The following is a 21,561-nucleotide window of genomic DNA, read 5'->3' on the forward strand; positions in this document are numbered from 1 at the left end:
GTCGTCAGCGCCAGGGCTCGACGACGATGACGCCCGCCGCGGTGCGGCGCGGCAGCTCGACCAGAGCGCGTCCGGCGTCGGTCAGGGGCAGCACCTCGCCGACGAGGGCGCCCGGGTCCAGGGCGCCGGAGGCGACGAGCGCCAGCAGCCCGGGGTAGTCGGCAGCGGCCATGCCGTGGCTGCCGAGGAGGTCCAGCTCGTGGCTGATGGCCCGGTCGAGGGCGACGCGCGGGCGGCCCGCGCCGTCGGGCCCCGGCGGCAAGAGGCCGACCTGGACGAGCCGTCCCCGGCGCCTGAGCGACCAGACGCCCTGCGCCAGCGTGGCTTCCGACCCGAGCGCCTCGACGGCGACCGCGGCCCCGCCGCCCGTGGCGTCCCGCACCGCGGCGGCGACCGGGCCGTCCCCGCCGAGCCCGCCCGCCGACGGCCGGTCACCGCCGTCCACGCCGGGACCGGCTGCGGCGGAGGCGTCCACGACGACGTCGGCGCCGAGCTCGCGGGCGCGGGCGAGCGCCGCCGGCGAGACGTCGACCGCCACGACCGTCCCGGCGCCCATCGCGCGGGCGAGGACGACGGCCGACAGGCCCACGCCCCCGCAGCCCAGCACCACGACGCCCTCCCCCGGCTGCAGGCGCGCCCGGCCGCCCAGGGCCCGGTGCGCCGTCGCCGTGCGGCAGCCGAGAGCGGCCGCGGCGACGTCCGTGGGCCCTCCGTCCTCCACGGCCGGCAGGGCCCCCGGTCGCCCGGGCGCCACCGCGTGACCTCCGGCCCGACCCGCTCGACGACGCCGGCGAGCTCGTGGCCCAGCACCAGCGGGAGGACGACGTCGCCGTCGTGGCCGGCGTAGGCGTGCCAGTCGCTGCGGCACAGGCCGCTCGCGGTGACGCGCAGGACGACGCCGTCCGCCGGCGGCTCCGGGTCGGGCACCTCCTCCACGCGGGGCTCGACGCCGAACGCGCGCAGCACGAGGGCTCTCACGCCGCGCACGCTAGGGCGGGCGACGGACGGGCGGGGCGGCGGTCCGCGCAGCGGCGCTGTGGACGACGTGCGCCGGGCGTCGGTGGTGGCCCGTAGCGTCGTCGCCCGTGAGCACCGAGACCGTCGAGAGCCACTCCACCGGCACGGCCGCGGAGGCCGGCGCCGTCCTGCGCCGCCTCGTCGGGCGCGACGACGCCGTCCTGCGCGACGGGCAGGGCGAGGCGGTCGAGGCGCTCGTCGACCGGCGCGCGCGGGCGCTCGTCGTCCAGCGCACGGGCTGGGGCAAGTCCGCCGTCTACTTCGTCTCCACGGCGCTGCTGCGGGCGCGCGGGGCGGGGCCCACGCTGCTCGTCTCCCCGCTGCTGGCCCTCATGCGCGACCAGGTGGCCGCCGCCGCCCGTGCCGGGGTGCGGGCGGTCGAGATCTCCTCGGCCACGGCCCACGAGAACGACGAGGCGCTGCGCGCGCTGGCGGCCGACGAGGTCGACGTCCTCCTCATCTCCCCCGAGCGCCTCGTCAACCCCGCCTTCGCCGAGCAGGTGCTGCCCGACCTGCTGGCGCGCACCGGCCTGCTCGTGGTCGACGAGGCGCACTGCATCTCCGACTGGGGGCACGACTTCCGCCCCGACTACCGCCGCATCCGCGACCTGCTGGGGCGGCTGCCCTCCGGCACGCCCGTGCTGGCGACCACGGCCACGGCCAACGAGCGCGTCGTCGCCGACGTCGCCGAGCAGCTGTCCGCCCCCGCGCCGGGCTCGTCGGCGCCGGTGGAGGTGCTGACCGTGCGCGGCCCGCTCGCGCGCGACTCGCTGCGCCTCGGAGTCCTCGACCTGCCCGACGACGCGGCGCGGCTCGCCTGGTTGTCGGCGCACCTGCCCGACCTGCCCGGCTCGGGCATCGTCTACACGCTCACCGTGGCCGCCGCGGAGGACACCGCCGCGGCGCTGCGGGCCTCCGGTCACCAGGTGCTCGCCTACACCGGCCGCACCGACGACGCCGACCGCCGCGAGGCCGAGACGGCGCTGCGGGAGAACCGGGTCAAGGCGCTCGTGGCCACCTCGGCGCTCGGCATGGGCTTCGACAAGCCGGACCTCGGCTTCGTCGTGCACCTCGGCGCGCCGTCCTCCCCCGTCAGCTACTACCAGCAGGTCGGGCGCGCCGGCCGCGCCGTCGACCGGGCCGACGTCCTCCTGCTCCCCGGGCGCGAGGACCGCGCCGTCTGGTCGTACTTCGCGACGGCGAGCATGCCCCGCGAGGAGGACGCCGCCGCCGTCCTCGACGCCCTGGCCGGCGCGCAGCGGCCGATGAGCGCCGCCGCGCTCGAGTCCGTGGCCGACGTCCGCCGCACGCGCCTCGAGCTGCTGCTCAAGGTGCTGGCCGTCGACGGCGCCGTCGAGCGGGTGCGCGGCGGGTGGACGGCGACGGGGCGCCCGTGGGTCTACGACGCCGAGCGCTACGACCAGGTCGCGGCCACCCGTACCGCCGAGCAGCAGGCGATGGTCGCCTACGAGCGCACCGACGGCTGCCGCATGGCCTTCCTCCAGGAGGCCCTCGACGACGCCACCGCCGCCCCGTGCGGGCGGTGCGACCGCTGCGCCGGGCCCTGGTACCCGACCGACCTGCCCGACGAGGCGCGCGAGGCGGCCTCGGCCGCCCTGCGCCGGGCGGGCACGGTGCTGGAGCCGCGCGCGCAGTGGCCCACGGGCGCCGACCGCCTCGGGGTCACCGTGAAGGGCCGCATCTCCGCCGACGAGCAGCTCGGCACCGGGCGCGCGCTGGCCCGCACGAGCGACCTCGGCTGGGGCCCGCGCCTGCGCGACCTGCTCGGCGACGTCTCGGGCGACCGCGAGCGGGTGCGCGACGTCCCGGTGCCCTCCGACGTCCTGCGCGCCGTCGTCCCGGTGCTGGCCGCGTGGGACTGGGAGCGCCGGCCGGTCGCCGTCGCGTCGGTGCCCTCCCGCGGGCGCCCGACGCTGGTGGAGAGCCTCGCCACCGGCATCGCCGAGCTCGGGCGCCTGCCCTACCTGGGCGCGCTGCCCCTGGCGCCCGACCACCCGCCGGCGCGCGCGGGCTCGGGCAACAGCGCCTTCCGCCTGGCCGGCGTGTGGGGGGCCTTCGGCGACGCCGACGCCCTCGTCGCGCAGCTGCCGCCGGGGTCGGACGGCCCCGTCCTGCTCGTCGACGACGTCGTCGACACCCGGTGGACCCTCACCGTCGCCGGTCGTCAGCTCCGGCGCGCGGGCGTGCAGGTGCTGCCCTTCGCCCTCGCGGTGGTCGGCTGAGCCGGAGCGGGGCGGCGCCGCCGCGCCTGGTCGGGCCGCGGCGACCCAGCCGCGCCCTCGGCCCTGCTGGGCCCTCAGCCCTGGTCGGCCGGGCCGGCGCTGGGCGGCCGGCGGTCGCGGACGGCCCCGCGGGGCCGCAGCGGCGGGGTGCTCGCACCCCGGCCGCGGCCGAGCCCGTCGACGAGCTCGGTCAGCGCGTCCGGGGCCCGGACGGCCGGCTCCCACCCCAGCTCGGCCCGGGCGAGCGCGGAGGACAGCAGCGGCACCTGCGTGAGCAGGTCCACCCACCCGGCCTCGGTCGGCTGCAGCCGGGCGCGCCACGTGGCGGTCGCGAGGGCGCGCAGCGCCCGGGCCGGCAGCCGGGGCACGCGCTGGGCTCGCACGGCGGCGGCGACGTCCATCCGGTCGACGACCGGCGGGGCGACGAGGTTGAACGGCCCCTGCGCCCCGGTGCGCAGCATCCGCAGCACCGCCTCGGCGACGTCGTCGGCGTGGACGACCTGGAAGACGACCTCCTCCGGCAGCGGCAGGACCGGCAGGGTGACGCGCCCCACGAGGGACAGCGGCAGCAGCCCGCCGAGGAAGTAGCGGCCGATCTCCGAGCCGGCGTCGCCCTGCAGCACGAGCCCGGGCCGCAGCCGCGCGACGCGCGCGCCGGGCACGGCGCGCTGCACCTCGTCGAGCACCCGCTCGGCGGCCACCTTCTGGCGGCTGTAGAGCGACGTCGGGACCCCGGTCGTCGGCCAGTCCTCGCCGACGGCGTCGCGCGGCTGCCCGTCGGGGCCCGCCGCGCCGTCGGGGACGGGCGTCGCCCGCGGGGCGTAGGCGCCCACCGACGAGGCGTGCACGAGGTGGACCCCCGCGGCGGCGGCCGCCGTGGCCACCCGGCGGGTGCCGTCGACGTTCGCGGCGCGCAGCGCGGCCTCGTCGCGGCTCGGCTGCAGCAGCCACGCGAGGTGGACGACGGCGTCGGCGTCCGCCATCTCCCGCTCGAGCACCGGCACCGACGCGGGGGAGGCGAGGTCGGCGCCGACCCAGCGGACGCGCCCGCCGGAGGAGGGCTCGGGAGGGCGCCGCACGAGGCCGACGACCTCGACGTCGTCCTCGCGCGCGAGGCGCCGGCGCAGCGCGGTGCCGAGGTTGCCGCTGGCTCCCGTGACGAGGACCTTCATGGGGGCCACCCTGGTGCCCCGCATGGCCCGCGACCACCAGGACACGCGCGGCCACCGGCCACCGGGCGCGGCCGCGGTCGACGCCGTGGGACGCCGCGCGGCGCGTCGCCCCACGAGGACGCCCCGCGCCGCCCCGGCTACCGTGCCCGCGGTCGCCCCGCCCGGGGCGGCGGCGCAGACCCGCGACGGAGCAGGGGGAAGCCATGGCAGGGGTGCAGGGCAGGGTGGCGCTCGTCACCGGGGGCGGCCGAGGCATCGGCGCGGCGATCGGGCGGCGTCTCGCCGCCGGGGGCGCCGCGGTGGCGCTGCTCGACCTCGACGGCGAGCGCGCCGAGCGCGCGGCGGCCGACCTCGCCGCCACGGGCGCGCGGGCCCTCGGTCTCGCCGTCGACGTGACCGACGCCGACGCGGTCGCCCGCGGGGTCGAGCGGGTCGTGGCCGAGCTGGGCGGCCTCGACGTGGCCGTCAACAACGCGGGCGTCACCCGGGACAACCTGCTCTTCAAGATGAGCGAGGAGGACTGGGACACCGTCATGGCGGTGCACCTGCGCGGCGCCTTCCTCGTCTCGCGCGCCGTGCAGGCCCCGATGGTCGAGCAGAAGAGGGGACGGATCATCAGCCTCTCGAGCGTCAGCGCCCTCGGCAGCCGCGGCCAGGCCAACTACTCGGCGGCGAAGATGGGCCTGCAGGGCTTCACCCGGACCCTCGCCGTCGAGCTGGGCCGGTTCGGGATCACCGCGAACGCCGTGGCGCCCGGCTTCGTCCAGAGCGACATGACCGACGCGACGGCCGCTCGCCTGGAGATGACGCCGGAGGCCTACCGCGAGGCGGTCGCCGAGCGCACGCCGGTCGGGCGCATCGGCCAGCCGGAGGACATCGCCGAGGCGGTGGCCTTCCTCGCCTCCGACGAGGCGTCCTACGTCACCGGCCAGACGCTCTACGTCGACGGGGGCCAGACGCTGTGACACCAGACGCCGTGGGCTCCGGTCCCCCGGAGCCCGAGCGGCGGGACGACGCGCCCGGCGGCGGGAGCGCCGGCGCGGCCGACCCCGCCGCGCCCCTGTCCGCGACGGCGCGCACCGTCCGCGGCGCCGTCGACCCGGCGGCCGCGCCGCTGTCGGCCACCGCCGAGCGCTCCGACGGCTCCGCCCCCGCCCGGGCGCTGCTGCCGGACGGCCTGCGCGCCTTCACCGCCGCCGTCGACGCGGCCGCCCGCGCCGACGGCTGGCGGCTGCCGACGCCGTCGTCGGGCTGGGACGTGCGGGGCGTCGTCGACCACGTGGCGGCGCAGCACGCCCGGGTGCCGCAGCTGCTGGGGCTGGGCACGGCGCGCCCCGCTCCGGCGGGTGCCGCCCTGCTCGGCCCGGACCCGCGGCCGACGTGGCGCGCCCTGGCCGCGGCCTCGACCGTCGCCTGGGCGACGGCGTCCGAGGACGCCCGCGTCACCCTCGCGGGCGAGGACGCGCCTGCCTCCGAGCTGGCCGAGCGGCTGCTGCTCGACCTCGTCGTCCACGCCTGGGACGTGCGCGCAGGGCTGGCCGCCGACGGGCGTGGGGGCAGCGGGGACGTCGGCGGGTCGGGGGCGGCCGTGGAGCACTGCCTGGCCTGGGTGCGCGCGCACCAGCGCCTCCTCGCGGACTCGGGGCGCTTCGGCACCCCGGCCGAGCCCCGCTCGGCGGACCCCCTGGACCAGCTGCTGGCCCTCGTCGGCCGCCGTCCGTGACGCCGGCGACGGACGGCCGGGGGGCCGACGTCGCGCTGCGGCTCGTCGCCGAGGACGACGTCCCGGTGCTGGCCCACCTCGCCCGCGCGAACGCCGCCTTCCTCGCCCCGTGGGAGCCCGAGCGCGGCCCGGACCACGCCACCGAGGAGGGGCAGCGGCGCCTCGTCGAGGTGGCCCTCGCCCAGCACGCCGCGGGCACGCACTGGCCCGCCGCCGTCCTCGCGGGCGGCGCCGTCGTGGGGCGGCTGACCGTCAGCGACGTCGTGCGCGGCCCCTTCCTCAGCGGCCACCTCGGCTACTGGGTGTCCGAGCACGTCAGCGGCCGCGGCGTCGGCACGGCCGCCGTGGCGCAGGCCGTCGCCCTCGCCCTCGGGCCCATGGGCCTGCACCGCCTGCAGGCGGCCACGCTCCCCTCCAACGAGCGCTCGCGCGCCGTGCTGCGGCGCAACGGCTTCGAGGAGATCGGGTACGCGCCGCGCTACCTGCGCATCGCCGGCCGGTGGCAGGACCACGTGCTGCACCAGCGCCTCGCCGACGACGGCTGAGCACGCACCGGCGCGCTGGACGAGGGCGTGCCGACACGCCCGAGGGCCGGCGCAGCGGGGCGGGCACGGCCCTCGCGCACCGCGGCGCGTGACACGCTGCCCGCTCGGCACCGCTCGCCCTGGCAGGACGAGGTGGGGCGGTGCGAGGGGGCGGTTCGAGGGGGACGCGATGACGCAGACCGACGAGGCGGTGCGCGCAGCCGACGGGGACGGCGGGCGCGCGCCCGCGACGACGAGGACGACGCTGCGGCTGAGCGCGGTGGGGCGCGCCTGGCGCGCCGGCGTCGTCGCCGTCCTCGCGGTCGGCTTCGTGGCCGGCAGCCTCGTGGGCGACGACCACTGGTGGCCCTTCTCCCCTTGGCGGATGTTCTCGACGTCGAGCTCCCCGAACGGGGCCGTGCGCGTCTTCGTCCTCGAGGTGACGACCCCGAGCGAGCCGGGCTGGCGCGAGGTGCCCATCAACCTCTGGGTGGTCGGGCTCAACCGCGCCGAGCTCGAGGGCCGCTGGCCGCTCGTGCAGGAGCGGCCCGAGGTGCTCGCGACGCTGGCCGACGCCCACGCGCGCCTCGAGCCCGAGCAGGAGCGCTGGGACGGCGTCCGCCTCGTGCGCCGGTCCACGCCCATGGCGGGCGGGGTCCCCGACCGGGAGGCGACCACCGACCAGCCTCTCGCCGTCTGGACGGCCGACGGCGGCGCGCAGGTGCTGGGCTCGTGAGCAGCGCGACGGACCGCCGGCCCGACGGCGCCCTCCCCGGCCCGGCCGGCGGGCCGGGGCGCGGCCGGCTGTCGGCGTGGCTGTTCTGGGACGCCCCCCTGGCCCGCGTGGCGTGGCTGCGCCTCGCCGTCTACGCCTTCGTCGTCGTCGACGTCCTCTGGCTGCACTCGACCGGCCGCTACCACGGCGCGGCGGACCCGGTCTGGTACCAGCCCCTCGTCCTCGGCGACTGGCTCGGCGTCCCGGCCGCGACGGTGCTCCTCGCCGAGGCGACCCGGTGGGGCTCGGTCGCCTTCGCGCTCGCCGCGATGACCGGGCGCGCGCCTCGCCTGCTCGGGTGGGCGACCGCCCTGTGCTGGATCTGGTTCCAGTACATCGCCTTCGCCTACGGCAAGGTCGACCACGACCGGGCCGACTTCCTCGTCGCCCTCCTCCTGCTCCCGACCGTCGGCACGGCCCACCTGTCGGACCGCCGGCGGTCCGAGGCCGCCGGCTTCGCCCTGCGCGCGGTCCAGCTCATGGCGATCGCCACCTACTTCCTCGCCGCCGTCGCCAAGGTCCGCTTCGGCGGGTGGGAGTGGGTGCAGAGCGCGACCATCGCCCGCGCCGTCGTCCGCCGCGGCACCGTGGTGTCGGAGTGGATGCTCGACGTGCCGTGGCTCCTGCAGGCCTTCCAGTGGGGGCTGCTGGGCGCCGAGCTGCTCTCCCCCGTCATCTTCGTGCTGGCGCTGCGCTGGCAGCGGCGGGTCGTCGGGGCCTGGTACCTCTTCCACCTGGCGACGTACGCGGCCATCACCATCGCCTTCTGGCCGCACCTGGTGATGATGCTCGCCTTCCTCCCGCTCGAGCGGGCCCTGCCGGCGGCGCGCCGGGGCTGGGACCGCGTCCGGGGACGGGACGTCGACCGCGCCGACCGCGAGCCCCTCGTCGCCCCGGGCCGCGACGGCTGAGCGGGCGCGAAACGCCCCCGCGACGTCAGCGGGCGCCGGCGCGGCGGCGCCGCAGCGCGTCGACCGCCCCCACGACCGCGAGGCCCCCCGTGGCCACCGTCGCCAATCCGACGGGGTGGAGGAAGGCGAAGACCTCGAGGCCGTCTCCCCAGCCGCTGAGCCGGTAGCGCGCGACGACGACCGCGGCCACGACGACGTGCGGCAGCACGAGCGCGGCGCCCGTGGCGACGTAGGCGAGGTAGCCGGCTCGCGCGCGCCAGGCCAGGGCCGCCGCGACCGGGACGAGCGCGTAGGCGAGCCACCAGAGCCACTCGGTCACGAAGGTCGTGTCGTAGGTCGTCCCGTCGACGGTCGTGGCTCCCGGGGCGGTCGCGAGGGCGAGCACCCCGAGCGCCGTGGACGCGGCGCCGGTGACGGCGACCGCGGGCCACGGGCGGATGCGGCGGGCAGGGGCTGCGGGGTGCTCCCGGAGGGCCATGGCGGAGGGTCCCACCCTCGAGGCGTGACCGGGAGGACTTCTCCGCGGGTGCTGGCGGGTGGCGGCGTCCCCTCCCGGTCGACTACCCGGGCGCGGCGTCGCTCTCGTCGAGACCCATGACGGCGCCGTGGGGGCCGCGCACCTGGGCGATGCGTCGTCCGGGCTCCACCTCGAGCGGCCCCCGCAGGCGGTGCGCTCCCGCCGAGACGAGCACCCGGAGAGCGGCGTCGAGGTCGGGGACCGACCAGTAGGGCACCGTGCTGGCGCCGGAGGGGTTCTTCTCCGGGTCAGCGGGGTGGAAGCCGAGCTCGACGCCGCAGGGCAGGTCCACCCAGGCGAAGGCGCCGCTGCGTCGCGGGCGGACGTCGACGACCCGGGCCCACCAGGCGCAGGAGGCCTCCGGGTCGTCGCAGAAGACCATGACGGCGCGCACGCCGGTCAGGTGCAGGCGCTCCTCCTCGCCCCCCGTCGCTCCGTCCACACCGCCTTCCTACGCTGCCGGTCGTGGTCACGACCAGGCCGGCACGTCGCGAGGACGCCGACGCCCTCGGCGCCGTCCACGTGACGACCTGGCGGAGCGCCTACGCCGGTCTCATCCCTCGGGGGCACCTGGACGGGCTGTCGCCCGAGCGCTCGGCCGCGCGCTGGAGGGAGCACCTGCCCTGCGCACCGCCGGAGACGTGCCTCGTGTCCGTGGACCCGCGCGACCGCCCGACGGGCTTCGCCCTGGCCGGGCCCCACCGGGAGGAGCAGGACCCGGGCGCCTCCGAGCTGTACTCGCTCTACGTGCACCCCGAGCACGCCGGCGAGGGCGTCGGCACGGTGCTGCTGGCGCGGACGCAGGAGCTGCTGGGCGCGGCGGGCTTCGTCCGCGCCTCGCTGTGGGTGCTGACGAGCAACCACGGAGCCCGCCGCTTCTACGAGCACTGCGGGTGGTCCGTCGACGGGCGCACCCGCCTCGACGTCCTCGACGAGACTCCGCTGCACGAGACGCTCATGACCACCGAGCTCTCCTGACCACCGAGACCCTGGCGCGCTGCTGACGACGTCCCCGCGTCCCGCTCGACCGGCTCACCGCGTCGTCCGGTGGTCGCTGCGCTCGTCCCGCAGGACGCCGAGCACCCGCCTCCGCAGGACGACCACCCCGACCAGGAGGCCCGGGGACGCGACGACCACGAGCCCGGCGGGGGGCCCTCCGACGTGCTCGACGACGCCGGCGTGCGCGCCCACGCCGGCGACGAGCGCCACCGCGGCGACGAGCGCGGCCGCCATCACGTCTGCCCAGCGTCGCGCTCTGGGCGTGGGGCCCTCGCGCGACTCCGCCGCGGCGACCAGCCGCCACGCCGCCAGGAGGGCCAGCTCCACGGCCCCGAGCGCGAGGACGGCGACCAGGAGGTACGGGCGCTCGAGGTGCGCAACCTCGGGGAAGCGGGCGGCGGAGCCCGCCGCGGCGCGCGGCAGCACGACGAGCTGGAGCAGCACGGCCGCGACGGCGCCGGCGACGAGGCCTCCCCGGAGGACGCCGAGGCGCTCCCGCGACATCACGCGTCCACCCGCCGCCCCGTGGGCGGCACGACGCCGCGGTCGGCCCCCTCGCCGTCGTCAGGCTCCCAGCGCAGCAGGTCACCGGGTTGGCAGTCGAGGGCCGCGCAGACGGCCTCGAGGGTGGTGAAGCGCACCGCTCGGGCGCGCCCGTTCTTCAGCACCGAGAGGTTGTTGACCGTGATGCCGGTGCGCTCCGCCAGCTCGCCGAGCCGCACCTTGCGGCGGGCCATCACCACGTCGAGGTCGACCACGATGGCCATCAGACGACCTCGGCCAGCTCGGCGTGCTGGTCGGTGGCCTGGTGCAGCAGCGCCCGCATCACGACCATGAGCAGGGCCACCCCCGCACCGACCATCGCCAGCAGGACGCCCGAGACCCACGCCGGGGACCCGACCGTCGCCGAGACGTAGAGGCTGGCGCCGAGCACCAGCGCGCTGGCGGTCGCGGCGGCGCCGATGAAGACGTCGACGTACCGGTAGGCGGCCGGGTCGAAGATCCTGCTCTGGGCGACGAGCCGCAGGAGCGCCATGACGCAGACGGCCGCCACCTGCACGCACACGAGGGTCGCGACGGCCAGCACGAGCACGGGCGCCTGCGCGGACGCCGCCTCCGGGTACCGCCGTGCGGCGTCCGCGGCGAGGTCCGGCAGCACGACCACCTGGACGGCCAGCACCAGCAGGACCACGACGGCGAGCACCACCTGCAGCACCGCTCCGGCAGGACGAGACACGCGACCACTCCCCCGACGACCACGTCCACCGACGATCGGTGACGACACACCGATAGTCGTTGGGCCCGGCGGTTGGGTCAAGAGCCCGGCGTCAGGCCACCTCGGGTGCGCGGAACGTCCCGGACGTGGCTGGTCCTGCGCGGCGAGCCTTGACCGGCGCGGGCCTCCGACGTCCGCAGGGGGCACGATGGACGCCGTGCCTCCCGTCCGACGCCTGCGCCCCGCGCCCGTCGCCGTCGCGGCCGTGCTCGCGCTGAACGCCTGCACCACGTCGCCGACCGAGGCCCCCGCGTCGCGCCCCGGGCCCACGTCCACCGCGACCACCGCCGGCCCCAGCACCGAGGGCGACGTGGCCCTGGAGACGCTCGTGCCCGCCCTCGGCGAGCTCCAGGGTGACCAGGACCGCCTCCCGGGGGCGGAGAGGACCGGGCCGGTGGACGTCGGCGTGGACCCCGCGTCCACCCGATACCTCGGGGAGACACGACGCGCCCGCTACTGGGTGGCCCTGACGGACGAGGGCGCCGTCTGCCTCGTGGACGCGTTCGGCACACGGGAGGCCGAGGCCCTCGGTTCGACGTGCACGTCCCCGCGGGCCTTCGCGGACGGCGGGATCCAGACACGGACCACGTCGAGCACGACGACCGCCACCGGCTACCTCGTCCCCCGAGGCTTCGCCGTTGAGGACGCCGGCACGGACGTGGACTGGGCGGTGGTCGCCGACAACCTCCTGGCGCCCTCGGACCAGCTCTGAGAGGAGGGGTGTCGAGGCGCCGCACCGGCTCGCGGCGTCTGCCACGATCGCGGGCATGGTGCTCGAGCACGCCCTCCTGTCGGTCGTGACAGGTCAGGAGGAGGACTTCGAGGCCGCCTTCGACGAGGCGAGCGCCATCATCGCGGGCATGCCGGGCTTCGGGCGGCTGACGCTCTCCCGGTGCCTGGAGCGCACGGGCACCTACCTCCTGCTCGTCGAGTGGGACCGGCTGGAGGACCACACCGTCGGCTTCCGCGGCTCGCCCGAGTACCAGCGCTGGCGCCGGATGCTCCACCCCTTCTACGAGCCCTTCCCCGTCGTGGAGCACTTCGAGCAGGTGCTCACCGCCTGAAGCGCCGCCGGCGCCGGCCCGCCGCGCGTGCGGTCGCCGACCGCGGCGCTGGGTGGTCGCCGCGCGCGCGACTCTGCCTCTGTGGCGCAGCACGACTCAGGTCGCACCACGCCCGGCGGCACGCACCTGCGCCCTCACCGCGTCGGCGTCGAGCAGGGAGTGCACCTCGGCGATCCTGCCGTCGACGTAGCGGTAGAAGACGTGCTCGCAGAAGGTGACCCGCCTGCCGTCGACCGGTGCGCCGAAGAGCTCCCCGCCCGGCGTGCAGTCGAAGACGAGGCGGGCCGCCACCCGGTCCCGCTCCGCGACCAGGAGGTCGAGTCCGAAGGCCAGGTCGGGGATGCGCGCGAAGTCCCCTTCCAGCATCCGCCGGTACCCGGGCAGGCCCAGGCGCCGGCCGTTGTGCTGCACGTCCTCGCCGACGTGCTCGTGCAACCGGTCGAGGTCCCTGCGGTTGAGGCACGCCAGGTACCGCTCGTAGGCCGCGCGCAGCCCTCTGTCGTCCACCCGGGCACCCTGGCACCGTCCAGACCGCCTCCGCACCGAGGACGGCCCGGCCTCGGCGCACCAGCTCGGCCTACCCCTGCCGGGTCGCCTGCGTGCTCGAGCCCTCGGCGAGGGGACGCCCGATGGCCGCGAGCACGAAGGCGACGCTGCGCCTGACGATCTCCTCCGTCTGCTGATGGGTCCACGCGCTGTGCGGCAGCCCCGCCCAGGTGTCGACGACGTGGTGGTCGCGGGCGGCCGTCGCGATGGCGTGCCGATTGGCCTCGTCGACGAGGGCATCCCCCGTGCACTGCACGACGTAGGCCGGGCAGGCCACCCGGCGCAGGCAGGCGGCCACGTCCGCCTCGCGGGCCTCGAGCCAGAACCGACCGCGGACCAGCTGGCCGGCCTCCTCGAGGAGGTCGTCCGGGCCGACGTCGAGGGGGTCGGTGTTCGGGTCCGGCACCCACGCGACGAGACCCCGGAGCCCAGGTCGCTGCGACGAGACGACGACGGCGGCTGAGGCGCCCATGCTCTGCCCGAAGAGGACCACGCGGCGGCCGCGCTCGAGCTCGGTGTCGAGGAGCGCCGCGGTCGTGACGCACCAGTCCGTGAAGGAGGACTCCTCGTGCTCCCCCGCGGAGCCGCCGCTGCCGTACTGGTCGAAGCGCAGCGAGGAGACGCCGTGCTCGGCCAGGCGTCGGGCGGCACGGACGAAGGCGCGCTGGGGGCCCGTCAAGGAGCCCAGGAAGCCGTGGCAGAAGAGCACGACGTCCTCGCCACCCGTCTCGTGCACCACGACGGAGATGCGGCGGCCCGCCACGACCCGGTCCTCGGACGTCTCGACCATGCGCACCAGCATCCTCGGCACGTCGCAGGTGCTGGAGCGGGCGCGACGCCGGTCGGGGCGTGCCCTGGGGCAGGCTGGGCGGATGAGCCGCACGGGGCCGCCCATGGCGGACACGACGGGGAACGCTGGCTCCTACTGGGACCCGCTGTGGCGCATCGACGTCCGGCTCACCGTCGTCGAGCGCGCGCTCCTGCGGTCCTGGCCGGTGCGCCGGCTGGCCTTCGTCGCCCACGCCGGGGCCTCGGCGGTCGCGAGCACGCAGAGCACGTCAAGGCTCGAGCACAGCCTCGGCGTGCTCGCCCTCACCGCCCGCTTCGCCCCCGACGACGAGGTGGCGCGGGTGGCCGCGCTGCTGCACGACGTCGGGCACCTGCCGTTGAGCCACACCCTGGAGGAGCTCGCCGGCTGGGACCACCACGAGCTGGGGGCGCAGCGCACCCGCCTGCTCGCGCCGCTGCTGGCCGAGCACGGCATCGACGTCCAGGACGTCCTTGACGTGGGGAGCGGAACCCGTGCGTCCGTCCTGTCCGGTGCGCCGGGCGCGCTGGGGGTCGACCACCTCGACGGGCTCGTCCGCAGCGCGTCGGCGCACGGACGCACGCGCGCGGCACCACCGGCGACGCTGGCCCGGCTCGAGGTCGTCGACGGCTGCGTCAGCTGCGACGTCGCCACAGCCGACGACCTGGTCGCGATGGTCGCCGACGAGGCGCGGCTGCACTGCTCCGAACTCAACCTCGTGACGACGACCGTGGTGCGCCGGCTGGTCACGCTCCTGCTCGAGGACGCTCCCGCGGGCACCGGCGCGGACGTCGCCGCGATGACCGACGACGAGCTCTGGGCGCTGCTGCTCGCCTCGCCCTCCACCGCCGAGGGCGCCCGGGCCCTGCGGCGGGACCCCGGTGCCTGGCGCGTCGTCGACGTCGACGACCCGGCGAGCACGCACGGGGGCGTCGTCTCCACCCTGCGGCGCCTCTACCTCGACGTGCCCCTCGTCGACGGCACCATCCCTCGCCAGCCGCACCCGGCGCACGCCGACCTGCCGGCCGTCCCCTGGACCTACGCCGTCGTCCCCCGGCGCGCGGCGGGCTCCTGACGAGTCTGGCTCCAGCATCCGGAGCTGTCGCCGCGCACCCGGGCGTCGTCACCGACATGGGCCGTCATCGCCTCCCCCGTCGACGGGCCGTGGTCAGCAGCGCAGCACCCGCCCCGGTCGCGCCGACCACCAGCCCGACGGCGAGGACCCACGGCACCGCCAGGGCCAGGATCCCGAGGCCGATGTTGGCGCCGCCCTCACCGGCCGGTCGATGCAGCCCCCACACGACCACGAGCGCGAGCGCGGCACCGACCACCAGCAGCGCGTACGAGATGCGGTACAGGACTATGGATGCCGTCATCGAGCCTCCTCCCCCGAGCCGTGCCACCACCAGACCACAGACGGGTCTTCGGGTGCGCGTCGACACCGCCGAGAGCCACCTCGCTGGTCTCGTCCGCCGCTCCGGTACGCCATCCGCTCGTCCGACATGGAAGACCCGGCGCGGGTGATCGCGGTGGTAGACCAGGGCGCTCGAAGAACCGGACATCTCGAGAGGGGTCACGGTGAGGCGCTTCGCCGCGTGGCTGGGACTGTCGGACGCGCAGGCCGACGACGAGGGCGGCGTGCCCTCGTGGCACGGGGTCAGCACGCGCGCCAGGCGGCTGTGCGGCGCGGCCTGGCTCCTGGTCGCCGTCGCGACCTTCGTCCTCCTGCGGTGGCTCATGCCCCTCGACGACGGCCTCGTCGGCACGGCGCCTGCTGTCATCGCCCTCCTCCTCGGCGCCCTGGGCCTGTCGTGGACCGAGCGAGCACTGGTCTCGGCTCCCCGCCCTCAGGGCTCGAGCTGTCGGGGCTGCTGACGCGCCTCCTCGGTCGAGCCGCTCCGGTGCGTCAGCGCAGCAGGGTCGGTGCGTCGAGGTCCTCGTTGTCCACCACGTGCGTGGCGGCCTCCTGGGGGCGCGCGTCGCGCACGTAGAGCCGCTGACCCTCCACGTAGCGGTGGTTGGCGGGGTCGGTCGGGTCGGGGGAACCGGTGCCGTCGCGCGTCACGCAGCGCCGCAGGCTCGTGGCGCGGTCGACCTCGAGCCACAGCGACCACGACCACCGACCTGTCAGCTCGGGTCGGTGCAGGAAGATGCCGTCCAGGACGAGGACGCTCCCGGGAGCCGCTCGTCCCTGCTCCGCGACGTCGGGCCGGTCGGACCGGACGTCGAAGACGTGGGTGCGGTGCACCCCGTGCCCGCCCGGCCCGAAGGGGTCGAGCAGCTCGCGCTCGAGGGCGGCGAGGTCGTAGGAGTCGCGGTAGAAGCCCTCCGGGTCGTCGCGTCCTCGCGCGTGGCGCAGGGCGCGCGGCTGGTGGAAGCCGTCGGCGGAGGCGTGCACCACCGCGCGCCCCCGGTCTCGCAGCGAACGCGCCAGCTGGGCGGCGAAGGTGGTCTTGCCGGCACCGTCCACCCCGTCGACCGCGACCCGCACGAAGGGGTCCGGCGGCAGGGCGTCCACCTCGGCCGCCAGCTCGTCGATCAGCACGGGGCGCCGTCCGGCACCGCTCGCTGAGCACACACGCTCAGTGCGGCGGCTCGTCCGACGACGCTCCCGAGGGCTCGCGCGGCACCTCACCGTCCGGCTCGAGCAGCTCCAGCCGGTTGCCGTGGCAGTCACGGCTGTAGAAGCGCCGCATGCCGGGGAAGTCGTCGTCACGGTCGGCCGGGTAGCCAGCGGCCTCGAGGCGCGCCGCCCAGGCGTCGAGGTCGGTGACGAGCAGACCGGGGTGGGCCTTGCGGGCGGGGCGGAAGTCCTCCTCGACGCCGAGGTGGACCTCGATGCCGTGGCCGCGGAACCAGCAGCCGCCGCGAGCCGCCAGCGCGGGAGGTTTGGCGATCTCCGCGAGGCCGAGGACGCCCGCGTAGAAAGCGCGGGAGGCGTCCTCCGAGCCGGGCGGGCAGGCGAGCTGGACGTGGTGGATCACGGGGACCGCCAGGTGTCTCGATGTCGAGATGCTTGCCGTCGAGAGTATGTGGTCGGGCGTCGGCGCGGGCGACCTCCGGCGACGCGGACGGGACTGCCGCCGTGGAGATCAGCGCCGTCGACCCCCGTGACGTGCGGTGGGAGGCGGACGCCCACGCCTACCGCGTCCACTTCTGGGACCGGCCGACCGACCCAGACCCGATGCTGACGTGCGAGGAGACGCGCATCGTCGGCGCCGAGGACGTCTCCGAGGTCCTCGGAGGGGCGGCGAGCCGAGCCGGCGACCGCGACGTCGTCGTCCACCTCGAGGTCGCCACGAGCTCGCAGGGACCCGGTCCCTGGCTCGCCCACCTCCACGTCCGAGACCGGACGCCCCGGCATGAGCACGGCTGCGGCGCCGCTCCTCCCCCACTGCGAGACCGCCTGCGGAAGACTGCCTCGGTGCCGACATGGTCCGTGATCGTCCTCGCCCTGCTGGTCGTGGCGTCCGCCGTCGCGAGCCTCGTGACCCTGGCGAGGCACCGGACGCCCCACATGGGTAGGGCCACCGCCAGGAAGGTCGCCCGGTCGTTGAACCGGGGCGAGTTCCCGGCTGCGGAGGAGGACCGCCCCGCGGCTCTGGCCATGGCTCGGTTGCGCGCGTCGTCGCACTGGACCGTCGTCATGCTCGTGGGCTTGGCCCTGCTGCAGGTCGCGCTCGCCGAGGGCGACCTGGGCCTCCCCCGCGGGATCTTCTACGGCATCGCCGTCCTGCTGCTCGTGACGGCCGCCCTGACGCTGGCGCAGCTGCTCCGCAGCCGTCGGGCGCTCCGCAGCGCGGGCGCGCCCCGCCCGTAGGCGGCGTCCGCGGCCGTCGGTGCCCCGCCCCCACGGCCGGACGGCGGACCCCGCCGGTTGTCAGCGGTCCACGGCGGTGAGGCGCCGGACGCCGGGGGCGGCGGCAGCCGCCAGCGTGGCCGCGGCGACGAGCCCGGCGCCGGCGAGCAGGGTGGCACCGGTGCCGAGGACGACGGAGATGGGCCCGACCAGGGCAAGACCCAGGGGCGCCAGGGCGAAGGAGCCGAGGGCGTCGTAGGAGGAGACGCGCGACAGGGCCTCTCCGGGGACGTGCTGCTGCAGAGCGGTGGCCCACAGGACGTCGAAGACGGTGACGGCGACGCCGCCGAGGGCCATCGCCGCAGCCACCAGCAGGAGCGGCGCCTGCAGGGCCAGGAGCACCAGGGGCGGGACGAGGAGCAACACGGCCAGCACCCCGGCGAGCACCGGGCGTCGGGGCCGCACCCGCAGGGCGACGGCCCCGCCGACGAGCAGCCCGACCGCCTCGGCGGTGAGGACGACCGACCACGACGCGGGCCCGGCGTACCCCTGCAGGGCCACGACCGGGCCGAGGACCCGGGTCAGTCCGGAGAAGCAGGCGTTGACGACGGAGAACTGGACGACGACGACCCACACCCACTGGCGCGAGACGGTCTCGCGCCACCCGCCGGCCAGGTCGCCCAGCAGGGTCGGCGGCTCCGCCCGCGGGACGTGCGTCGCCCGCATCCCGGCCAGGAGGACGGCGGAGACGAGGTACAGGAGGGCGGTGACGAGCAGCGCCCACCCGGCGCCGGCCGCGGCGACGAGGACACCCGCGAGGGCGGCGCCGACGACGGCGCCCACGTTCTCCGACAGCCGCAGCAGCGAGTTGGCCCCGTGCAGCTGGCCGGCGCGCACCAGGGTCGGGACGATGCCGGCCGCGGCGGGCATGTAGAGCGCCGACGCGGCGCCGTTGACGGCCATCAGCGCCAGGACCCACCCCAGGGCCGGGTCGCCGACCAGCAGCAGCACGGCCACGCCTGCCAAGGACAGCCCCGCCACGAGCTCGGCGGCCGCCATGAGCGAACGGCGAGGCCAGCGGTCGGCGAGCACTCCCCCGGCGAGCAGGAAGACCATCTGCGCGACCACCCGGGCGCCCAGGACGAAGCCGACCCGCCCGGCGCCGGACCCGTCGGCGTCCAGCAGCCCGAAGGCGAGCGCGACGGCGACCATCGCGTTGCCGAGCACCGCCGCCAGCCGGGAGGCGAACAGCCGTCGGAAGGGCTGCACACCGAGCACGGCGGCGTCGGCGCGCCACCCGGTGGCCGTGGTGCTCACGCCGGGGCCTGCGGTGTCTCGGCCGCCGGTCGGACCCCGCCGGCACCGGGACCGCCCTCGCCGTCGTCAGCCGGATCACCGTCGTCAGCCGGATCACCATCATCGGCCTGATCCGGCCCGGTGAGCATCTCGAAGACGTAGAGCAGGGCGCTGACGCGGCGGGCGCCGTCCGCGTGCGGAGCCCGGGCGCCCTCGTGCAGCAGCGCCCCCGCGCGCCGCACCAGCTCGAGCACCTCGGTCCACGTCGCCTCCTCGACCCAGACCTCGGCGTCGGAGAAGGCGCCCTCGCCGTCGGGGTCCCGCTGGGCGGTGCGCCGCGACAGCTCCGCGCCCAGGGCCGCGAGCAGCGCCCGCTCGTCGGACGGGTCTCGCCGCGACAGCCGCTGCCCGCTGGAGGGCACGTGCCGGTAGCGCACCGCACGACCGCCGCGCACGACCTCGTGGCCAGCCACCTCCAGCAGCCCCGCCGCGTGCAGCCGCCGCAAGTGGTAGCTCACGTTGGCCTGGGACTGGTCGAGGTGCCGGGCCGCCTCCGCCGCGCTCATCGCCGACCCGGTCAGCAGCGACAGCAGCTGCAGGCGCAGCGGGTGCGCCACCACCCGCAGGCCCGAGAGCTCCGCAGGCGCCGGTCTGACCTCTCCTTCGTCCACGAGGGCGGAGTCTGCGACCTTCCCCCGCAACCGTCAAGCATCTCTTTGGTGGTCACTGGAGGCCGCCCGCCGACCACCGCTCGGTCGGGACGCCGCTCTGCTCCTCGACAGACCTGCGAGGGTCCGCCCGTGGGAGACCTGCTCGACGCGATAGTGAGGGCACGATCGGCGTGGACGTCGAGCACGGTGCGGGGCTGGTACTCCGAGCAGGACCTGCGCCGCCACCTCCGCGCGGCGCTGGCGGACGAGGCACGGCGGGTCGGTGACGCCGACTTCGGTCGCGGCTTCCGCGACGCCGTCGCCCTCCTCGACGTCCCTGACCCGCTGGACTGGGCGAACCGCGTCGTCGAGCTGCCCGGCGGCGGGTGGGTCGTGACGCACCTGCGCTTCCGCCTCGGCGACGTCATCCGACCCTTCGTCGACGTCGTCGCGACCACGGCCCCACCGACCCCGGACGGCCTCGCGCTGGTCACCGACACCGTCCTGCCCACCTACGCACCCTTCAGGCCGGTGTCCCTGCGGCTCGAGGTGCCCGACGGGGCGGACCTGCTCGCCGCTCTCGGCTCGGACGAGCGGTTCGGCCGCTGCGGCCCGGCCCTGCACGTGGTGGCCGGCCGCGTCGAGGACCTGCGCCGTCGTCCGCGGGCTCTCTCCTACCCGTCGGTCCGCCTTCGCCCGGCCGACCCCGGCGGGGCCGCGGAGCGCGCGGAGGTCACCTACGCCGAGCTGGCCGCCGGACGACCGCAGAGCCGGCCGTGGGCCGCCGCCAAGAGCATCGCGTCGTTGTCGGAGTGCGCCGAGCAAGGGCTGCTCTTCGACGTCGTCGTCGACGGGCTGTCGGCGGGAGTCGTCGCCGCCGTCCGCGACGACGACCACGGTCTCGTCGGCTCACCGTCAGGGAGCTGTGCCTGGACGCCCGGCACCGCGGGCGCCGGCTCGCCGGCGGCGCCCTGCAGCGCCTGGTCGACGAGCTGCCCGCGCGCCCCGGCGACGTCCTCTGGGGCACCGTCCACCCCGACAACCGGCCGTCCCTGCGCAGCGCCCTCTCGATCGGGCGCACGACGACGTCCTCGCTGCTGTGGGTCGCTCCTCGCGGCCACCCCGGCATGCCCGCCGACCTCTGAGAACTGGCTCGACGACATCCGCCTGAGCTGCGTCGCTGCGCTGCAGACGATGTCGTGCCCCTGGGCGACGGAGCGCAAATCTCGTCGACACCCGCCGCGACGGGCCTGCCGCCGCGGTGCCATGAGGACGAACCGGTCACACGCCGCCTACCGTCGTGACATGGGCACGGCGCGGGACGACGACCAGCCCTCCGGCTGGGGCGAGACGAGCGCAGCGATCGCCGTTGCGACGGCGGCGGTCGTCGCCATGGTCGCGACCTACGTCCTCGACGCCCTGGTGCCGCTCGACGGTGTCGTCACCGTGCTGCCGCTGACCCTGGGCGTCGCTGCCGGCGTCGCCGTCGGCCGTGCGCACGGCCGACGCCGCACGTCCGGCCGGCGCTGACGCGCGTCGACCCGCAGCGGCGCACCCGTCAGTCGTCGAGATCCGTCACCACTTCTCCTGAGGCCGGAGCCGTGCCCAGCGGCTCGCCCGCGGCTACGACCTCCAGCCGCCGCAGCAGGAGGTAGGCCCCCACCGCCGTCATCACGGGGCCGAGGTAACCGCTCACGATTAGGAGGACCTGGAGCACGACGTCCGAGGTCCCGTCGACGACGAAGCCGGAGTAGTTGCCGGCACGCACCTGGTACAGCAGGACGGGCAGCCGCACCTCCCAGACGACCATCAGCGCCAGGCCGACGAGGATCAGGACGAAGGCCGCCTCGCGCCGCCGAGGCCTCAGGGCCGGGCTCGTCGTCTCCGCACCTCTGCGAGCACTCCGGTGCGCCAGGACGCGACGCACGAGCGCGAACGAGAAGAGCGCGACCGTGAAGGCCCCGGCGTAGCGGATGAGCAGGCTGGCCACCACCGCCAGCAGGTACCGGTCTTCATTCGTGGCGCCCGCCAGGTCGACGACGCGGCTGCCGCCGAGGAAGAGGGCCAGACCGACGGCGATCGTGGCCGCCAGGTGCCCCCGACCCGCGGGCGGTGGCATCTCCGTGTCCTCCGAGCGCATCGACTGATCATCGGTGGCCGCGCCGGTCGTCGTCGTCGGCCACGCCGAGCAGGGCGACGCGGTGCCGCCTCGCAGCACCGGAGCGGACGAGCACGGCCCAG

Annotated in this window: 27 protein-coding genes and 1 pseudogene; 13 read left to right on the forward strand and 15 right to left on the reverse strand. The window is 76.7% G+C overall.

Annotation, left to right across the window (positions count from 1 at the left end; translation table 11 throughout):
• Positions 1–4 precede the first annotated feature (4 nt).
• A pseudogene (locus WDV85_RS09485) lies at positions 5–978 on the reverse strand (zinc-binding dehydrogenase).
• Positions 979–1,085: 107 nt separating this feature from the next.
• On the opposite strand from WDV85_RS09485, the gene WDV85_RS09490 reads away from it, so the two are divergent.
• Positions 1,086–3,260 carry a RecQ family ATP-dependent DNA helicase gene (locus WDV85_RS09490; RefSeq protein WP_339570372.1) on the forward strand — a complete coding sequence of 725 codons (2,175 nt, stop codon included), beginning with the start codon at positions 1,086–1,088 and terminating at the stop codon, positions 3,258–3,260.
• A 74-nt stretch (positions 3,261–3,334) separates the two neighbouring features.
• On the opposite strand, the gene WDV85_RS09495 is transcribed toward WDV85_RS09490, so the two are convergent.
• The gene (locus tag WDV85_RS09495) at positions 3,335–4,432 is read right to left on the reverse strand and encodes an NAD-dependent epimerase/dehydratase family protein (RefSeq protein WP_339570373.1); all 1,098 of its coding nucleotides are present in this window, start codon (positions 4,430–4,432) and stop codon (positions 3,335–3,337) included.
• Between the two features lie 203 nt (positions 4,433–4,635).
• On the opposite strand from WDV85_RS09495, the gene fabG reads away from it, so the two are divergent.
• From fabG to WDV85_RS09520, 5 genes are all read left to right on the forward strand, one after another.
• Positions 4,636–5,397 carry a 3-oxoacyl-ACP reductase FabG gene (fabG, locus tag WDV85_RS09500; protein ID WP_339570374.1) on the forward strand — a complete coding sequence of 254 codons (762 nt, stop codon included), beginning with the start codon at positions 4,636–4,638 and terminating at the stop codon, positions 5,395–5,397.
• Positions 5,398–5,408: 11 nt separating this feature from the next.
• Entirely contained in the window at positions 5,409–6,155 is a 747-nt protein-coding gene (locus tag WDV85_RS09505; protein WP_339570375.1) for a maleylpyruvate isomerase N-terminal domain-containing protein, read from the forward strand.
• The gene (locus WDV85_RS09510; protein WP_339570376.1) at positions 6,152–6,700 is read left to right on the forward strand and encodes a GNAT family N-acetyltransferase; all 549 of its coding nucleotides are present in this window, start codon (positions 6,152–6,154) and stop codon (positions 6,698–6,700) included. Before WDV85_RS09505 ends, WDV85_RS09510 begins: the two co-directional genes overlap by 4 nt.
• 169 nt (positions 6,701–6,869) lie before the next feature.
• The gene (locus WDV85_RS09515) at positions 6,870–7,415 is read left to right on the forward strand and encodes a hypothetical protein (RefSeq protein ID WP_339570377.1); all 546 of its coding nucleotides are present in this window, start codon (positions 6,870–6,872) and stop codon (positions 7,413–7,415) included.
• Positions 7,412–8,365, forward strand: coding sequence for a hypothetical protein (locus WDV85_RS09520; RefSeq protein ID WP_339570378.1), 954 nt, complete (start codon positions 7,412–7,414; stop codon positions 8,363–8,365). The genes WDV85_RS09515 and WDV85_RS09520 overlap by 4 nt, the downstream gene beginning before the upstream one ends.
• Positions 8,366–8,390: 25 nt before the next feature.
• Here the strand turns inward: WDV85_RS09520 and WDV85_RS09525 are convergent, their stop codons facing one another.
• Both WDV85_RS09525 and WDV85_RS09530 read right to left on the reverse strand, forming a co-directional pair.
• The gene (locus WDV85_RS09525) at positions 8,391–8,843 is read right to left on the reverse strand and encodes a hypothetical protein (protein WP_339570379.1); all 453 of its coding nucleotides are present in this window, start codon (positions 8,841–8,843) and stop codon (positions 8,391–8,393) included.
• 82 nt (positions 8,844–8,925) lie between these two features.
• Positions 8,926–9,324, reverse strand: coding sequence for a VOC family protein (locus WDV85_RS09530; protein WP_339570380.1), 399 nt, complete (start codon positions 9,322–9,324; stop codon positions 8,926–8,928).
• A 23-nt stretch (positions 9,325–9,347) separates the two neighbouring features.
• Between WDV85_RS09530 and WDV85_RS09535 the strand changes: the two genes are divergently transcribed.
• A complete protein-coding gene (locus tag WDV85_RS09535) occupies positions 9,348–9,860 on the forward strand; it encodes a GNAT family N-acetyltransferase (protein WP_339570381.1) in 513 nt (170 codons plus the stop codon).
• A gap of 54 nt (positions 9,861–9,914) precedes the next feature.
• Here the strand turns inward: WDV85_RS09535 and WDV85_RS09540 are convergent, their stop codons facing one another.
• Genes WDV85_RS09540 through WDV85_RS09550 form a run of 3 tightly spaced genes read right to left on the reverse strand, consistent with a single transcriptional unit; the run spans position 9,915 to position 11,118 of the window.
• Entirely contained in the window at positions 9,915–10,385 is a 471-nt protein-coding gene (locus WDV85_RS09540) for a DUF2975 domain-containing protein (protein ID WP_339570382.1), read from the reverse strand.
• Positions 10,385–10,648 (reverse strand): helix-turn-helix domain-containing protein, encoded by a 264-nt coding sequence (locus WDV85_RS09545; protein ID WP_339570383.1) that lies wholly within the window; start codon positions 10,646–10,648, stop codon positions 10,385–10,387. Before WDV85_RS09545 ends, WDV85_RS09540 begins: the two co-directional genes overlap by 1 nt.
• On the reverse strand, positions 10,648–11,118 hold the full coding sequence (locus WDV85_RS09550) for a DUF2975 domain-containing protein (RefSeq protein ID WP_339570384.1): 471 nt from the start codon (positions 11,116–11,118) through the stop codon (positions 10,648–10,650). Before WDV85_RS09550 ends, WDV85_RS09545 begins: the two co-directional genes overlap by 1 nt.
• A 196-nt stretch (positions 11,119–11,314) precedes the next feature.
• Between WDV85_RS09550 and WDV85_RS09555 the strand changes: the two genes are divergently transcribed.
• Positions 11,315–11,869 (forward strand): hypothetical protein, encoded by a 555-nt coding sequence (locus tag WDV85_RS09555; RefSeq protein WP_339570385.1) that lies wholly within the window; start codon positions 11,315–11,317, stop codon positions 11,867–11,869.
• Positions 11,870–11,924: 55 nt separating this feature from the next.
• Positions 11,925–12,221, forward strand: a complete 297-nt coding sequence (locus WDV85_RS09560) for an antibiotic biosynthesis monooxygenase family protein (protein WP_339570386.1) — start codon at positions 11,925–11,927, stop codon at positions 12,219–12,221.
• Positions 12,222–12,317: 96 nt separating this feature from the next.
• Here WDV85_RS09560 and WDV85_RS09565 read toward each other — a convergent pair whose 3' ends face one another.
• Positions 12,318–12,728 (reverse strand): ester cyclase, encoded by a 411-nt coding sequence (locus WDV85_RS09565; RefSeq protein ID WP_339570387.1) that lies wholly within the window; start codon positions 12,726–12,728, stop codon positions 12,318–12,320.
• A 70-nt stretch (positions 12,729–12,798) separates the two neighbouring features.
• Entirely contained in the window at positions 12,799–13,557 is a 759-nt protein-coding gene (locus WDV85_RS09570) for an alpha/beta hydrolase (protein ID WP_339570388.1), read from the reverse strand.
• An 82-nt stretch (positions 13,558–13,639) separates the two neighbouring features.
• Here WDV85_RS09570 and WDV85_RS09575 point away from each other — a divergent pair, with 82 nt between their 5' ends.
• A complete protein-coding gene (locus tag WDV85_RS09575; RefSeq protein WP_339570389.1) occupies positions 13,640–14,650 on the forward strand; it encodes an HD domain-containing protein in 1,011 nt (336 codons plus the stop codon).
• A gap of 64 nt (positions 14,651–14,714) precedes the next feature.
• Here WDV85_RS09575 and WDV85_RS09580 read toward each other — a convergent pair whose 3' ends face one another.
• Positions 14,715–14,951, reverse strand: coding sequence for a hypothetical protein (locus WDV85_RS09580; protein ID WP_339570390.1), 237 nt, complete (start codon positions 14,949–14,951; stop codon positions 14,715–14,717).
• 202 nt (positions 14,952–15,153) lie between these two features.
• Between WDV85_RS09580 and WDV85_RS09585 the strand changes: the two genes are divergently transcribed.
• Positions 15,154–15,450 carry a hypothetical protein gene (locus WDV85_RS09585; protein WP_339570391.1) on the forward strand — a complete coding sequence of 99 codons (297 nt, stop codon included), beginning with the start codon at positions 15,154–15,156 and terminating at the stop codon, positions 15,448–15,450.
• A gap of 31 nt (positions 15,451–15,481) precedes the next feature.
• On the opposite strand, the gene WDV85_RS09590 is transcribed toward WDV85_RS09585, so the two are convergent.
• The gene (locus WDV85_RS09590) at positions 15,482–16,120 is read right to left on the reverse strand and encodes a hypothetical protein (RefSeq protein WP_339570392.1); all 639 of its coding nucleotides are present in this window, start codon (positions 16,118–16,120) and stop codon (positions 15,482–15,484) included.
• 37 nt (positions 16,121–16,157) lie between these two features.
• Positions 16,158–16,559, reverse strand: coding sequence for a VOC family protein (locus tag WDV85_RS09595; protein ID WP_339570393.1), 402 nt, complete (start codon positions 16,557–16,559; stop codon positions 16,158–16,160).
• Positions 16,560–16,660: 101 nt separating this feature from the next.
• Here WDV85_RS09595 and WDV85_RS09600 point away from each other — a divergent pair, with 101 nt between their 5' ends.
• Entirely contained in the window at positions 16,661–17,395 is a 735-nt protein-coding gene (locus WDV85_RS09600; RefSeq protein ID WP_339570394.1) for a hypothetical protein, read from the forward strand.
• Between the two features lie 60 nt (positions 17,396–17,455).
• On the opposite strand, the gene WDV85_RS09605 is transcribed toward WDV85_RS09600, so the two are convergent.
• On the reverse strand, positions 17,456–18,691 hold the full coding sequence (locus tag WDV85_RS09605) for an MFS transporter (RefSeq protein WP_339570395.1): 1,236 nt from the start codon (positions 18,689–18,691) through the stop codon (positions 17,456–17,458).
• Positions 18,688–19,341, reverse strand: a complete 654-nt coding sequence (locus tag WDV85_RS09610; RefSeq protein ID WP_339570396.1) for a helix-turn-helix domain-containing protein — start codon at positions 19,339–19,341, stop codon at positions 18,688–18,690. The genes WDV85_RS09605 and WDV85_RS09610 overlap by 4 nt, the downstream gene beginning before the upstream one ends.
• 153 nt (positions 19,342–19,494) lie before the next feature.
• Here WDV85_RS09610 and WDV85_RS09615 point away from each other — a divergent pair, with 153 nt between their 5' ends.
• Positions 19,495–20,850: a hypothetical protein gene (locus WDV85_RS09615; RefSeq protein WP_339570397.1), complete on the forward strand. Its 1,356-nt coding sequence runs from the start codon at positions 19,495–19,497 to the stop codon at positions 20,848–20,850.
• A 28-nt stretch (positions 20,851–20,878) separates the two neighbouring features.
• Here WDV85_RS09615 and WDV85_RS09620 read toward each other — a convergent pair whose 3' ends face one another.
• Positions 20,879–21,460 (reverse strand): hypothetical protein, encoded by a 582-nt coding sequence (locus WDV85_RS09620; RefSeq protein ID WP_339570398.1) that lies wholly within the window; start codon positions 21,458–21,460, stop codon positions 20,879–20,881.
• Between the last annotated feature and the right edge of the window lie 101 nt (positions 21,461–21,561).

This window comes from Pseudokineococcus sp. 5B2Z-1, assembly GCF_037482305.1.
Taxonomy (GTDB): domain Bacteria; phylum Actinomycetota; class Actinomycetes; order Actinomycetales; family Quadrisphaeraceae; genus Pseudokineococcus.